Genomic DNA, 13,143 nt, shown 5'->3' with positions numbered 1-13,143 from the left:
CGATCCCGAGCGCGCGGCCGAGCGCCGCCGCGTCACCGCCGCCGCCCACGACGGCGAGTGGCGGCCCGCCGCCGCGTACGTCCGCGCCGCCGGCACGGACTGGGACGAACGCTGGACCCGGCTGGAACCGCTGATCCGGCTCGCCGGCGCCGACGACCGCTGGCTCACCGACTGGCGCACCGCCGAACCCGCCGACGGCGACGCCGGCACCGTCCACGCCCACCTGCTGGTCAGCCGGGCCTGGGCGGTGCGCGGCTCGGCCGTCGCCCGCGAGGTGCCGGACGCGGACATGCGCGCCTTCCACGCCCAACTGCCCGCCGCCATGGCCGCCGCGCAGCGCGCCGCCGACCTGGCCCCCGAGGACCCCGGCCCCTGGGTCGTCATGATCACGGCCGCGCGGGCGATGTCGTACACCCACAGCCAGTTCGCCGACCTGTGGCGCAACCTCGCGCGCCGCGCACCCCACCACACGGCCGCCCACTGGCAGGCCATGCAGTACTGGTGCGCCAAGTGGCACGGCTCCGACGAGCTGATGATCGAGTTCGCCGGGCGGGCCGCCGCCCAGGCCCCGGCCGGCAGCCTGCTGCCCGGGGTCTACCTCCACGCCCTGGACGAACTGCGCGGCTCCCGCGCCGCCCGTACCGCCCGCTCCGAGGCGCACCGGGCCCTGCTCGGCGCCGTCGCGGACCGGCTGGAGTCCGTCCGGACCGACCACGAGGGCCTGCCCCGCCTGCGCCACCTGCTCGCGCACCGCCTGGGCGAGGCCGGCCTGCACGCGGCGGCGCTCGACCAGTTCCGCGCCATCGGCCCGCACTGCGGCGCCGCGCCCTGGCACACCGACGGGGCCGGGCCCGTCGCGGCCTTCGACCTGGCCCGGGGCCTCGCCGCCCACGGCGCACGCCGCGGCTGACCCCCCGCGGCACCGCCCCGCGGAGCCCTCACCGGCACCCGCCACCACCCGCACCACTTCTCCATCCCCTGGGGGGACCTGTCCTTATGGGCGCTTCACTTCGCGCGCTGCGCGCGCTCGTCCTGCTCGCCGGCTTCTACCTGCTCGGCCTGATCCTGCTCGGCCTCCTCGCGCTGCTCGACTGGGCCGGAATGACCTGGCTGCACGGCCCCGTGGCCGCCAAGGTCGTCATCGTCTCGGTGGTCCTCGCGATCCCGATCGTGCGCGGCATGTTCATGCTGCGCACCCCCAAGTCGGAACCGCTGCCCGGCATCCCCGCCACCGAGGAGCGGGAACCCGCGCTCTGGCAGGCCGTCCGCGACATCGCCGCACAGGTCGGCACCCGCGCGCCCGACGAGATCCTGCTGATCGACGAGGTCAACGCCGCCGTCTCGGAGGAATCCCGGATGCTGGGCCTGCTGCCCGGCACCCGCCGCCTCCACGTCGGCCTGCCCCTGATGAGCGGCCTGGACGAAATGCAGCTGCGCGCCGTCCTCGCCCACGAGATGGGCCACTACGCCAACCTCGACACCCGCCTCACCCCGCTGATCGCCCGCGGCCGCGCCCAGCTGATCCGCACCATCGCGCACTTCAACGACCGCGCCGACACCAAGGTCGCCAAGGAGCGCGCCAAGCAGGAGAAGCGCGCCGAGAAGCGGACCGCCAAGGGCAAGAAGGCCAAGGAGGTCGACACCACCGGCGAGGGCATGACCTACCGCGCCATGGCCTGGATCTACACCGCGTACGCCAAGTTCTACATGCGGGCCACCCTCTCGGCGTCCCGCCGCCAGGAGCTCGCCGCGGACCTGGCCGCCGTCCGCGTCGCGGGCCGCGACGCCACCGCCTCCGCACTGCGCGAGCTGAACGCCCTGGACAACGCCCACGGCTTCTACATGGACTCCTACGCCACCCTCGGCGTCAACGCCGGGCTGCTGCCCCTGCCCGGGCAGGTCTTCGGCGGCTTCCGCCACCTCCTCGACGCCCGCTCCGAGCAGTTGGACGAGCTGCGCACCGAGCTGTCCACCGAGCCCACCTCGCCCTACGACTCGCACCCCGCGCTCGCCGAGCGCGTGGCCCGCATCGAGGCCCTGCCCGACGACGGCCGCGCCGACCGGACCGCCCGCCCGTCGCTGGAGCTGCTGTCCGACGCGGACGCGGCCATGGCCGCCCTGGAGCCCGTCGTCCTCAGCCCGGAGGCCCTCGCCCTCAAGCGGCTGGACTGGCCCGACCTCGTCCACGAGAGCATGACCCTGTACGTCGGCCGGGGGTCGCGGGAGATCCGCGAGGCCGTGGCCGCCGAGGGCGCGGGCGACGGCCTCGCCCCGCTGCTGGACGCCGTCGACGCCGACCCGCAGCTGCGGTGGCGGCTCGCCGGGCGCTTCCCGACCTCGGAGCAGGCGGCCGCCGCCACCGGTCGCGCGGCCCGCGAATTCGCCCGCCCGGCCTTTCGCCGGATCCTGAACCAGCTCGTCACCACCGAGCTGACCGCCCGCGGCACCGCCCGCTGGCAGCTGTCCTGGTCCGACTCGGCCGGCCTGGCCTACCCGGCCGGAGACTTCGAGGACCGTCTGGAGGCCGCCCTGGACGCGGCCGTCGCCGACCCGTGCGACACCGAACCGCTGCGGAAGCTGGTGCTCAACCCGTGATCATCCTCCTCCTCGTCCTCGGCACCCTGCTCCTCGCGGGCGCCCTCTACGTCGCCCGCGGCTTCCTCATCATCCGCAAGGCCCGCAAACTGACCGACCGGATCGAAGGCCTGGAGTCGGCCGGCGCGGAACTGCGCGCCCGTACCGAAACCCTCAAGGCCGACGGCAAGGCCGAGGAGGCGGCCGCGGTCGTCGCCCTGGGCTTCGTACCGGAGGAAGCGCTGGACACCGACCACCCCGCACCCGTCCCGGCCGAGCGGACGGCCGCCCTGGCCGCCGTCCGGTCCGGGGACTGGGAGGCGGGCGCCGCATACCTGGAAGCCGCCGGCGCCGACGGGGAGGAGCGCTGGCACCGCGTGCGCGCCCTCGCCGAGGCGGCCGTCGAGGACGACGCCTGGCTGGTCGCCTGGCGCGCCGCCCGGCCCGGTGACCCGGCCGCGGCCCTCGTCCTCGCCGACAACGCCGTCCTCGTCGCCTGGGAGGTCCGCGGCTCCGCGTGGGCCCGCCACACCTCGGAGGAACAGTTCGACCTCTTCCACAAGCTGCTGCGCGGCGCGCAGGCAGCCGTCCACGAGGCGCAGAAGGTGGCGGACCCGGCCGACCCGGTCCCGTACATGGTCGAGCAGGCCGTCGCCCTGGGTCTGATGTACCCGCACGAGCGGTACGAGCAGCTGTGGACCGAGATCGTCACGCGCGCCCCGAAGCTGCTGAGCGCCCACACCAACGCCATGCAGTACTGGGCCCGCAAGTGGCGCGGCTCGCACGAGGAGTCCCTGGCCTTCGCCCGGAAGGCGGTCGCCGGGGCTGCCCCCGGTGAACTGCTGACGCTGCTGCCGCTGCTCGCGTACGTGGAGCAGGAGAACTACGAGGACGACCTCGCCGCGGAGACCTTCTTCGCACAGGCGGACGTGCGGACCGCCGTCGACGAGGCCCTCGTGGACCTCGCGGCGGCCGATCCGGCCGACACCCGCGCGATCTGGCTCCGCCACGTGCTGGCGTACCTGCTGTTCTGGCAGGACCGGGACGCGGAGGCCGTCGAGCAGTTCCGGCACATCGACGGCCACATCGGCGCGCTGCCCTGGTACTACGCGGGCAATCCGAAGCAGCGCTACCTGTACGCCCGGAACTGGGCGGTCCGCGTGACCCTGCTGGAGGACGAGGACTGATCGCGCCGGGCACCGCGCCTCGCGGGTCGCACGTCGGGGGCGGGTCGGGGAATCCCGGCCCGCCCCCGGCCGTTGTCAGGACTACAAGGAGGGAATCCATGTTCTCGTACCGCCGCACGCCCGAGCTCCCCACCCGCGAGGAGGCCCTGAAGGGCCGCGCGCACCAGCTTTTCTCCCTGCCGGAGCGCCACACCGTCCTCGGCAACCCCCTGACCGGCCCGTACCCCGCCCACCTCGAAACGGCCGACTTCGGCCTCGGCTGTTTCTGGGGCGCGGAGCGCAAGTTCTGGCAGACCCCCGGGGTGTGGACCACCCTGGCCGGCTACCAGGGCGGATTCACCGAGAACCCTTCGTACGAGGAGGTCTGCTCCGGCCTGACCGGACACACCGAGGTCGTCCGCGTGGTCTTCGACCCCGCGCTCGTCTCCTACGAGACCCTCCTCAAGGTGTTCTGGGAGGCCCACGACCCCACCCAGGGCTTCCGCCAGGGCAACGACGTCGGCACCCAGTACCGCTCGTCGGTCTACACCCACTCCCCCGCCCAGCAGGCGACGGCCGAGGCCTCCCGCGCCGCCTACCAGCGCGTCCTCACCGCCTCCGGCCACGGCGAGATCACCACGGCCGTCCTCCCCGCCGCGGAGCGCCCCTTCTGGCCCGCGGAACCGGAGCACCAGCAGTACCTCGACAAGAACCCCGGCGGCTACTGCGGCACCGGCGGCACGGGCGTCTCCTGCCCGATCGGCGTCGCGGCGGCCCCGTCGCCGGATGCCTGACGGTCCCCGCACCGTCCTCCACCGGGTCCGGCAGGGCCCGTGGGGCGTCTGGATCGAGTTGACGGCCTCGGCGGCCGTCGGCGTCGCGCCGCCCGACCGGGGCGAGCGGGTCGCGGACGGGGTGTGGCTGGACACCGCCCCCGTCCGCACGCATCCGCCGTCGGACCGCCGGGGCAAGCGGCTCGACACCGCCGAGGCCGGATGGCTGCGCCACGGCGCGGCGGTGGCGGCGCCGGCCGTCGCCGCCCGGCACCCGGGCGCGCACGTCCTGCTCACGGTGGACCGCGTGCTGTTCCCGGAGACGGACTTCCAGCCGGAGGGCCTGGCCGCGGCGGTCCTGCGCTGGGCCGAGGAGGAGTTCGCCCTGGCACCCCATCCGGTCGACGTCACCTTCGCCCAGGACGCCGGTCGGTACGTCTACGCGTGGCCGCCGGCCCGACCCCACCCGGCCTCAAGCCCGGCCGGCCGGGCGCTCAGCGCACCGTGACGTGGGGGCGGGCCCACGAGGTGTGGTCGAAGGCGGAGTTGCCGTTGGCGTCCTCCACCACCAGGTGCAGCAGGCGCACGCCGGTGACGTCCAGGTCGATCGCGGTGGGCCCGCCCGCGCCCGTGAGGGTGGGCGTGGTCAGGAGGGTGCGGCCGTCGGCGCGGACCACGGCCCGGGTCGCCCCGGCCGCCGACTGCCGCGTCGAGAAGTCGTCGATGCCGACCAGGGCCGTGAAGCGGGCCGCGCGCCCGCCCAGGTGGTAGACGACCTCCGACGGGGCGTGCACGCCCAGGCCCTTGGCGTGCGTCACCCCGCCGAACGCGATCGGGGTGCCGTCGCCCGCCTCCTTGCGGCCGTTGGAGCGGTCCACCTCCACGGGCCCCCAACCGTTGGCCGCCGACACCCACGGCAGGTCGCTGAGGTACCCGTCCCGGGTCGGCGGGGCCGGCAGCGGGGCGAAGCGGACGGGCGCCGAGAAGCGGTACGCGGACGTGGTCGCGGACGCCGTCAGCAGGGCGGGGGCCGCCGCGGGCCCGGTCACCGCCCACACCGTGGTCAGGGTCTGCCCCGGGGCCAGGGAGGCGGCCGTCACCGGGCCGGAGGGGGTCGCCGTCCAGCCCGCCGGTACGGCCAGCGCGACCCGGGCGTCCGGCCAGGCCCGGGCGGTGCCGTTGGACAGCCGGGTCGTGACGGTCGCGCCGTCCGCGTCGGGGGACGCCGTCAGACCCCACGCCCGGCGCGGGTAGGTCGGCGCCCAGGAGCCGCGCAGCAGTGCCGTCAGGGAGGCGACCACCGACGGGTTCGCCGCCGCCACGTCGCGCTGCTCGCCGAGGTCGGCCGTCAGGTCGTACAGCTCGAACTGCCATTGCGCGTCGGGGGCGTTGCGGTCCCGTCCCGGGGCGAACCGGACGCCCTTCCACCGGTCCTTGCGGATGGCCTCGGCGACGCGCTTGGCCCGGCCGCCGTCCTGGGCGTCGGCCCGGGAGGTGACGCCCTGCTCGTCCCGGTACCAGTACAGGTGGGAGTGGATCGGGGCGAGGGCCGGGGCGCCGGCGAGGACGGGGGCGGCGGAGAGGCCGTCGATGTCGGAGGGGGCCGGGGCGCCCGCCAGGTCGGCGAGGGTGGGCAACAGGTCGTGGAGCGGGGTGGGGCGGGTACTCGTGGTACCCGCCGCGATCCGGCCGGGGCCCCAGGCGATCAGGGGAACCCGTACGCCGCCCTCGTAGAGGTTGCGCTTGTAGCCGCGCAGCGGGCCGTTGGCGTCGAAGAGGTCGGGGTCCACGCCGCCCTCCTCGTGGGGGCCGTTGTCGGAGGCGACGAGGACGACCGTGCGGTCCGCGATCCCGCGCGCCCGGAGCCGGTCGACGACCGCGCCGACCTGCGCGTCGAGCAGGCCGATCTGCGCGGCGTGCGCCTTGTTCGCCTTGGTCCAGGGCTTCGAGGCGTACGCGCCGAGGTCCGGGACCTCGCTGGGCGCGTGCGGCAGGTTCGGGGTGAGGAGGAGCAGGAAGGGGTCGGGTCCGGCCGCGTGCGCGTCGATGAAGTCGAGGGCCCGCGCCGCGATGGCCTCGGGGGCGAAGGTGCCCGCCGCGACCGGCTCCTTGGCGCCGTTGTGCCAGAGGTACGACGGGTAGTACTGGTGGGCGTGGCCGTGGTCGATGTAGCCGTAGAACTCCTCGAACCCGCGCGCCAGCGGGTGGCTCGGCTGGTCGGCGGCCTCCGGCCCGAAGCCCCACTTGCCGAACAGGCCCGTGCGGTAGCCGCGCGCCCTCAGCACCTCCGCGAAGGTGGTGTCCCCGGCGCCGAGGCCGGCCTGACCGCCGCTGCCCGGGTTGGCGCGGACGGGGGCGTGCCCGGTGTGCAGGCCGGTCAGCAGCGCGGCGCGGGACGGGGCGCAGACGGCGGCGGCCGCGTAGGCGTCGGTGAACCGCAGCCCTTCCGCCGCGAGTTGACCGATGCGCGGGGTGCTGATCAGCTTCTGGCCGTACGGGGAGAGGTCGCCGTAACCGAGGTCGTCGGCCAGCACCACCACGATGTGCGGCGCGCCCCCGGCCGCGGCCCCGTCGGCGGACGCCGTTGCCGCGGCGGGCAGTTGGGGCAACGCGGCGAGTCCGACGGCCGCCGCGGATCCGGCGATGAAGTGGCGGCGGCTGGGCATGGTGAACTCCTCGGCAGCGACGGGGCGGTGAGGAGATCATCGGCGGCCGGGCCGCGCGAAGGCCATGCACGGGGCGTGAAAAGCGTGTGACACGGGCGGGCGGGGCCGGGCCGTCGGGGGCCGCCGGCCCCGCCGCGGGCGTCGGATCAGATCGTCGCCGTGTCGATCACGAAGCGGTAGCGGACGTCGCTGGACAGGACCCGCTCGTAGGCCTCGTTGATCCGATCGGCGGAGATGACCTCGATCTCGGCGCCCAGCCCGTGCTCGGCGCAGAATTCGAGCATCTCCTGGGTCTCGGGAATGCCGCCGATCATCGACCCGGCGAGGGTCTTGCGGCCACCGATGACGGAGAACAGGTTCAGCTCGACCGGCTCCTCGGGCGCGCCCACGTTCACGAGCGCCCCGTCGACCTTCAGCAGGGCGAGGTAGCGGTCGAGGCCGAGCGGCGCGGAGACGGTGGAGACGATCAGGTCGAAGCTGCCGGCCAGCTCCTCGAAGGTGCTCGGGTCGCTCGTCGCGTAGTAGTGGGTGGCACCCAGCTTCAGGCCGTCCTCCTTCTTGCGCAGGCTCTGCGACAGGACGGTGACCTCCGCGCCGAGGGCGGCGGCGATCTTCACGCCCATGTGTCCGAGCCCGCCGAGGCCGACGATCGCGATCTTCTTGCCGGGGCCCGCCTGCCAGTGCCGGAGCGGGGAGTAGAGGGTGATGCCGGCGCACAGCAGCGGCGCGGCGACGTCGAGCTCGACGCCGTCGGGGATGCGGAGGGTGTAGTTCTCGTCGACGACGATGTGGGTGGAGTAGCCGCCGTAGGTGGGCTCGCCGTTCTTGTCGAGGGCGTTGTAGGTGCCGGTCATGCCCTTGATGCAGTACTGCTCCTGGCCGCGCAGGCAGTACTCGCACTCCCGGCAGGAGTCCACGAAGCAGCCCACGCCCACCCGGTCGCCGACGGCGAACTTCGTCACGCCCGCACCGACCTCGGTGACGATCCCGGCGATCTCGTGGCCGGGGACCATCGGGAAGATGCCCTCGCCCCAGCCGTCGTTGGCCTGGTGGATGTCGGAGTGGCAGATGCCGGCGTACTTGATGTCTATGAGGACGTCGTGCTCGCCGACCGGGCGGCGCGGGACGGTGACGCGCTCCAGCGGGGCCTTGGCGGCGGGGGCGGCGTAGGCGGGAACCTGGGTGACGGACATGGGGGTGATCTCCTCTGACGAGGACGCCGGGCTGTGACGTCGGGGGTGACGTCGGGGTCCGACGTCCGTACTGCGGTACTTCCACCCTGCCCCGGTCCGGGCCGCCCACCCAGACCCCTGCCGTGCCTAGGACTGGCGAACCTACCCTTGGCGGGGTCAGGCTCACCTCCTCGTCCGGTGTCCCGCCCGGGGATACTGGCGGTATGGACCAGCTTGATCAGCGAGCCGAACTCGGCGAGTTCCTGCGCAGCCGCCGCGCCCGGCTGCGCCCCCAGGACGTGGGCCTGCCCGACCTCGGCCGGCACCGGCGGGTTCCGGGGCTGCGCCGCGAGGAGCTGGCGCAGCTGGCCGGGGTGTCCGTCGCGTACTACACGCGGCTGGAGCAGGGGCACGGGCAGAACGTGTCGGCGGAGGTCCTGGACGCCATCGCGCGGGCGCTGCGGCTGGACGGTACGGAGTCGGACCACCTGACCCACCTCGCGCGCCCCCGTGCCCGCGGGCGGAGCCGGTCCCGGCGCCCGCAGCAGGTCCGCCCGGAGCTGCGGAGCCTGCTGGAGGCGATGGAGGGCGTGCCGGCGTACCTGGTGGGGCGGCGGCAGGACGTCATCGGTTGGAACCGGCTGGCCGCGGCCGTCTTCGGGGACTTCGGGGCGCTGCCCCCGGCGGAGCGGAACCTGGTGCGGCTGGTGTTCCTCGACCCGGCGACGGCCGAGCTGTACGCCGAGTGGGAGTGCCGGGCCTGCGAGGTCGTGAGCAACCTGCGCATGTACGCGGGGCAGTATCCGGACGACGAGCAGCTTTCCGTGCTGGTCGGGGAGCTGTCCGTGAAGAGCGAGGAGTTCCGCAGGCTGTGGGCGGCCCACACGGTGGCGGACAAGAAGACGCACGGGGTGAAGCGGCTGCGGCACCCGGTGGTGGGCGAGCTGGTGCTGCCGTTCGAGACGCTGGCCCTGCCGGACGATCCCGCGCAGTTCCTGGTGACGTACCACGCGGTGCCGGGGTCCCCCTCGGCGGACGCGCTGCGGTTGCTGTCGTCCTGGTCGGCGCCGGCCCACGAGCCGACGCCGTCCTCCCCCGCGCCGTCCTCCGGGTCGGGGACGGCGCGCGCGGAGGAGCCCGCCTGACGCTCCGCCCCGGGCGGGCCCGCCACCGGGATCAGAGCATCAGCTGGAAGACGGCCGCGCCGCGCTCGTGCCGGTAGCCCAGGGCCTCGTTCACGGCCAGCATCGGGGTGTTCTCGTCGGCGACGGTCGTTCCGATCCGGCGCAGCTCCGGGTGCCGTACGGCCGCCTCGGCCCGCATCCGCAGTTTGACGGCGCGGCCCAGGCCGCGGCCCCGGTGGGCGGGGACGACGACGGTGTCGTACTGGAGGGCGCGCGGCCCGTCCGGGTCCGGGAGCACCAGCGCCGTGTACGCGGCGATCTCCCCGGCGGGGGTGACGGCGGCGACCATCAGCATCTTCCCGCCGCGGTCCAGTACGAGCCGCTGCGCGGCGTGCACCCGCTCCGGCGTCCAGGAGGTGAACCGCTCGTCGCCGTCGCCGGAGGGCGCGTCCTCCATCGCCCCGTGCGCGACCGCGGCAGCCGGCGCCCAGGCGTCGGGGACCGGTCCGGCCCAGGTGAGGAGCTCGTACCCGGGTACGTCCGGGGTCGCCTGCGACGCGGAGGTCGATCCGGTGGGCGCGTCCTCCCCGAGTTCCTGGACGTACCAGGCCATCGGCAGGACGTTCACGAAGCCGAGGGCCTCCAGGAAGGCCTGTCCGGGCCCACCCGTGTCGGCGACGGTGGAGACCGAGGTCCGGCCCCCGTCGATCAGCTCGGCGCGGACCCGCTCCCACAGCGCCGTGCCCACGCCCCGGCGGCGGGCGTCGGGGCGCACCGTCAGCTCGTCGAGGAAGGCGGTGTGGGTGTTGGCCTCCTCGGTGAACAGCAGCAGGGCGGCGTGGCCCTCACCGTCCGCCTGGGCCCAGTGGACGAACCGGCCGCGGGCGGGCGGTACGCGCAGCCGGCCGGCGGCCTCCACCCGGGTGGGCACGGGTACGCCGGGCAGGGTGGCGGCGTCGGCGGCGTGGGCGGAGACCTGCACCGCCCACCAGGTGTCCACCTCGTCGTCGGTCGGGGGCACGGTCAGCGTGTCGATCTTCGTCATGCTCCGACCCTAGTGCTGTCGCCGAACTCCCGTCCGCCGCTCGGACGGCGGGGAACGCGCGGACGGCGGGGAACCAGGGACGGCGGGAACGCACGGACGGCGGGGAGCCCGTCGTGGGCTCCCCGCCGTCCGGGGTTCAGCAGGTGGCGCCGTCGGCGGCGCTCACACGGGGTGTCAGGCGGCCGAGCCGGCCTTCCACTCCGCCCAGTTCATGTTCCAGCCGTTGAGGCCGTTCTCCGGCTTGATGGTCTTGTCCGGGGAGTTCATCACGGTGACCACGTCGCCGATCAGCGAGTTGTCGAAGAACCACGCGCCGGGCTGGTCCGGGTCGTTCGCACCCTTGGCGTCGTTCAGGCCGACACAGCCGTGACTGGTGTTCGCCTTGCCGAAGATCGAGTCGGCGCCCCAGTAGTTGCCGTGGATGAACGTGCCGGAGGTGGACAGCCGCATCGCGTGCGGGACGTCCTTGATGTCGTACTCGCCCTTGCCGTCGTTGCCCTTGAAGCCGACGGTGGCACCGTCCATCCGGGTCTCCTTGAACTTCTCGGAGATCACCATCTGGCCGTTGTACGTGGGGTTCTCCGGGGAGCCCGCCGAGATCGGGATGGTCTTGAGGACCGCGCCGTCCCGGGTGACCGTCATCGTCTTCGCCTTCACGTCGACGGTGGAGACCTGGCTCCGGCCGACCTTGAAGGTGACGGTCTTGTTCTGCACGCCCTGGATGCCGGGTGCGCCCTGCACGCCCTGGAGCGCGAGCTTCAGGGTGACCGTGGAGTTCGCCTGCCAGTAGGCCTCGGGGCGGAAGTCCAGGCGCTGGTTGCCGAACCAGTGGCCGACGACTTCCTGGTTGCTGCTGGAGCTGACCGAGATCGCGGCCTGGACGGCCTTCTGGTCCTTGATCGGCTTGTTGAAGGTGATCGAGACCGGCATGCCCACGCCGACCGTCTGGCCCTCGTCCGGGACGAACGAGCCGACGAAGCTGTTCTCCGGGGAGAGGGTGGTGAACGAGGCGTTCTCGTGGGCCTCGCGCCCGGCCTCGTCCTTCGCGGTCGCCGCCAGGGCGTACTTCGTGGAGCGCTTGAGGGCCGCGTCCGGCTTCCAGCTCTTGCCGTCGGCGGCTATCTTGCCGGCCACCACGGCGCCCTCGGAGCTCTTCAACTCGACCTGGGTGAGCTTGCCGTCGCTGACGGTGACGTTCGCCGCATCGTTCAGGGCTATGTTGGTGGAGCCGTCCTTGGGCGTGATCTCTATCTTCGCCTTGGAGGCGTCCTTGGCCGCCGCCGCGTCCACGTCCGCCTGCGCCTTGCCCGTTTCGGCGCTGCCCTGAGGCTTCTCGGTACCCCCGTCATTGCAGGCCGAGAGCATCAGTACGCCGCCGAGCACGGCGGATACGGCCACCAGGGACCTTCTCCGCCGCATGCTGTACGTCCTCACACGTCACTCCATCGTTGCCGGAAACCCCGAGGCTGCATTCCCGGGATTGGGCCGGGCAGGGGGCATCACCCCCTGCTCGTCCTGACAACGCGTTAACGACGCGGATCGGTTCCACACTCCGTTCGAATGTGTGCAACCCCACGGTCAGGCGTTGTCCGCCTCTTCCTCGAAGTCACCATCTTCCTCGCCCAGGTCCCACTCCAGTGACTCGGGGTCGTATTCGACCGGTTCGCTGCTCCAGGAGGCCTGCGCCAGCTCGATTCCGGGCAGTTCCGCGACCAGGTCCGTGGGGTCCACCAGGTAGGCCAGCGCCTCCGATTCGTCCTGTCGGACGGCGGCCTCGGCATGGCCGCGCTCCTCGTCCGGCATGAACTCGTCGGCCTTGATGTGCCCGAGCGCCGCGCCGATGAGTGCCTGGGAGTCGGATACTTCGAGGACCAAATCCACCCGAAGTCGTACGAATCGTGATGTCTCAGAAGGGTTCATACGACGGAGAGTAAGCCCGCGACAGCCCCGACTTTCCCACGACCCGCCCTCTTCACTAGCATCGGCGCACACGGCCAATTCGCTGCTGCCACAAGGGGGATCGCACCGTGTCCGCACGTCGACCGCTGCTCACCGCTCTCGGAGCGACCACCCTCCTCGCCGTCCTCTGGTTCGTCCCCTCGGCGAACGCCACCGCGCCCGGTCAGGACACGGCGAGGTCTTCCGGCGGCCCCGCCGCCGCCAACACCGGCACCGTGAACGGCGTTTCCCCAGGGGACCAAGCCACGCGTTCCGGTTCCACGCGTTCCGACACCCCGGACTCCGCCGCTCCGGACCCCGGCAACCCGGACTCCGACACCTCGGGCTCCGACACCCCCGGCCCCGACACCAACGGGTCCGGCGCCTCCGACGGGGTTTCCACCGGGGACCGCACCTCGATGGTCACCCTCACGCTCGCCGACACCGGCAGCGCGGACACCACCCCCTACGTCATGGGCGGCACGCTCTGCCTGGGTCTGGGCGCCGGGTTCGTCGCCTTCTCCGTACGCCGCTCACGCACCCAGTAGCGGCGCCGGACGGAACGCGAAGGGGGGGGGGGGGGGGGGGGGGGGCCGCGGGGGGGGGCCGGGCCGGGGGGGGGGGGGGGGGGGGGGGGGGGGGGGGGGGGGGCGCGGGGCGGCCCCCCCCCCCGCGCGCGCCCCCC

Annotated in this window: 12 protein-coding genes; 7 read left to right on the top strand and 5 right to left on the bottom strand. The window is 73.8% G+C overall.

The window, feature by feature from the left end:
* The 5 genes from NOD94_RS36640 to NOD94_RS36620 form a co-directional block, all read left to right on the top strand.
* On the top strand, window positions 1-910 hold a 910-nt coding region (locus NOD94_RS36640; RefSeq protein ID WP_281210556.1), incomplete at its 5' end, for a hypothetical protein.
* Window positions 911-996: 86 nt separating this feature from the next.
* Complete coding sequence (locus NOD94_RS36635; protein WP_281210555.1) at window positions 997-2,595, top strand: M48 family metallopeptidase; 1,599 nt, start codon at window positions 997-999, stop codon at window positions 2,593-2,595.
* On the top strand, window positions 2,592-3,761 hold the full coding sequence (locus NOD94_RS36630; protein ID WP_281210554.1) for a hypothetical protein: 1,170 nt from the start codon (window positions 2,592-2,594) through the stop codon (window positions 3,759-3,761). Before NOD94_RS36635 ends, NOD94_RS36630 begins: the two co-directional genes overlap by 4 nt.
* A gap of 98 nt (window positions 3,762-3,859) precedes the next feature.
* The gene (gene msrA, locus NOD94_RS36625) at window positions 3,860-4,534 is read left to right on the top strand and encodes a peptide-methionine (S)-S-oxide reductase MsrA (protein ID WP_281210553.1); all 675 of its coding nucleotides are present in this window, start codon (window positions 3,860-3,862) and stop codon (window positions 4,532-4,534) included.
* A complete protein-coding gene (locus tag NOD94_RS36620; RefSeq protein WP_281210552.1) occupies window positions 4,527-5,021 on the top strand; it encodes a hypothetical protein in 495 nt (164 codons plus the stop codon). The genes msrA and NOD94_RS36620 overlap by 8 nt, the downstream gene beginning before the upstream one ends.
* Here the strand turns inward: NOD94_RS36620 and NOD94_RS36615 are convergent.
* Both NOD94_RS36615 and NOD94_RS36610 read right to left on the bottom strand, forming a co-directional pair.
* Window positions 5,008-7,179: a sulfatase-like hydrolase/transferase gene (locus NOD94_RS36615; protein WP_281210551.1), complete on the bottom strand. Its 2,172-nt coding sequence runs from the start codon at window positions 7,177-7,179 to the stop codon at window positions 5,008-5,010. The two genes, NOD94_RS36620 and NOD94_RS36615, sit on opposite strands and share 14 nt — an antisense overlap.
* Before the next feature lie 146 nt (window positions 7,180-7,325).
* Window positions 7,326-8,372 carry an NAD(P)-dependent alcohol dehydrogenase gene (locus NOD94_RS36610; RefSeq protein ID WP_281210550.1) on the bottom strand — a complete coding sequence of 349 codons (1,047 nt, stop codon included), beginning with the start codon at window positions 8,370-8,372 and terminating at the stop codon, window positions 7,326-7,328.
* A 203-nt stretch (window positions 8,373-8,575) separates the two neighbouring features.
* Between NOD94_RS36610 and NOD94_RS36605 the strand changes: the two genes are divergently transcribed.
* A complete protein-coding gene (locus tag NOD94_RS36605) occupies window positions 8,576-9,496 on the top strand; it encodes a helix-turn-helix transcriptional regulator (protein ID WP_281210549.1) in 921 nt (306 codons plus the stop codon).
* Window positions 9,497-9,527: 31 nt separating this feature from the next.
* Here the strand turns inward: NOD94_RS36605 and NOD94_RS36600 are convergent, their stop codons facing one another.
* The 3 genes from NOD94_RS36600 to NOD94_RS36590 all read right to left on the bottom strand — a co-directional run bounded on the left by NOD94_RS36600 (window position 9,528) and on the right by NOD94_RS36590 (window position 12,440).
* Window positions 9,528-10,520, bottom strand: a complete 993-nt coding sequence (locus tag NOD94_RS36600; RefSeq protein WP_281210548.1) for a GNAT family N-acetyltransferase — start codon at window positions 10,518-10,520, stop codon at window positions 9,528-9,530.
* A 174-nt stretch (window positions 10,521-10,694) separates the two neighbouring features.
* Entirely contained in the window at window positions 10,695-11,939 is a 1,245-nt protein-coding gene (locus tag NOD94_RS36595; protein ID WP_281210547.1) for an Ig-like domain-containing protein, read from the bottom strand.
* Window positions 11,940-12,098: 159 nt separating this feature from the next.
* A complete protein-coding gene (locus NOD94_RS36590; RefSeq protein ID WP_281210546.1) occupies window positions 12,099-12,440 on the bottom strand; it encodes a hypothetical protein in 342 nt (113 codons plus the stop codon).
* Between the two features lie 107 nt (window positions 12,441-12,547).
* Here NOD94_RS36590 and NOD94_RS36585 point away from each other — a divergent pair, with 107 nt between their 5' ends.
* Window positions 12,548-13,006: a hypothetical protein gene (locus NOD94_RS36585; RefSeq protein WP_281210545.1), complete on the top strand. Its 459-nt coding sequence runs from the start codon at window positions 12,548-12,550 to the stop codon at window positions 13,004-13,006.
* Window positions 13,007-13,143: the final 137 nt, after the last annotated feature.

This window comes from Streptomyces sp. Isolate_45 (assembly GCF_024721315.2).
Lineage (GTDB): Bacteria > Actinomycetota > Actinomycetes > Streptomycetales > Streptomycetaceae > Streptomyces.
This window is presented reverse-complemented; position numbering and strand designations above follow the sequence as displayed.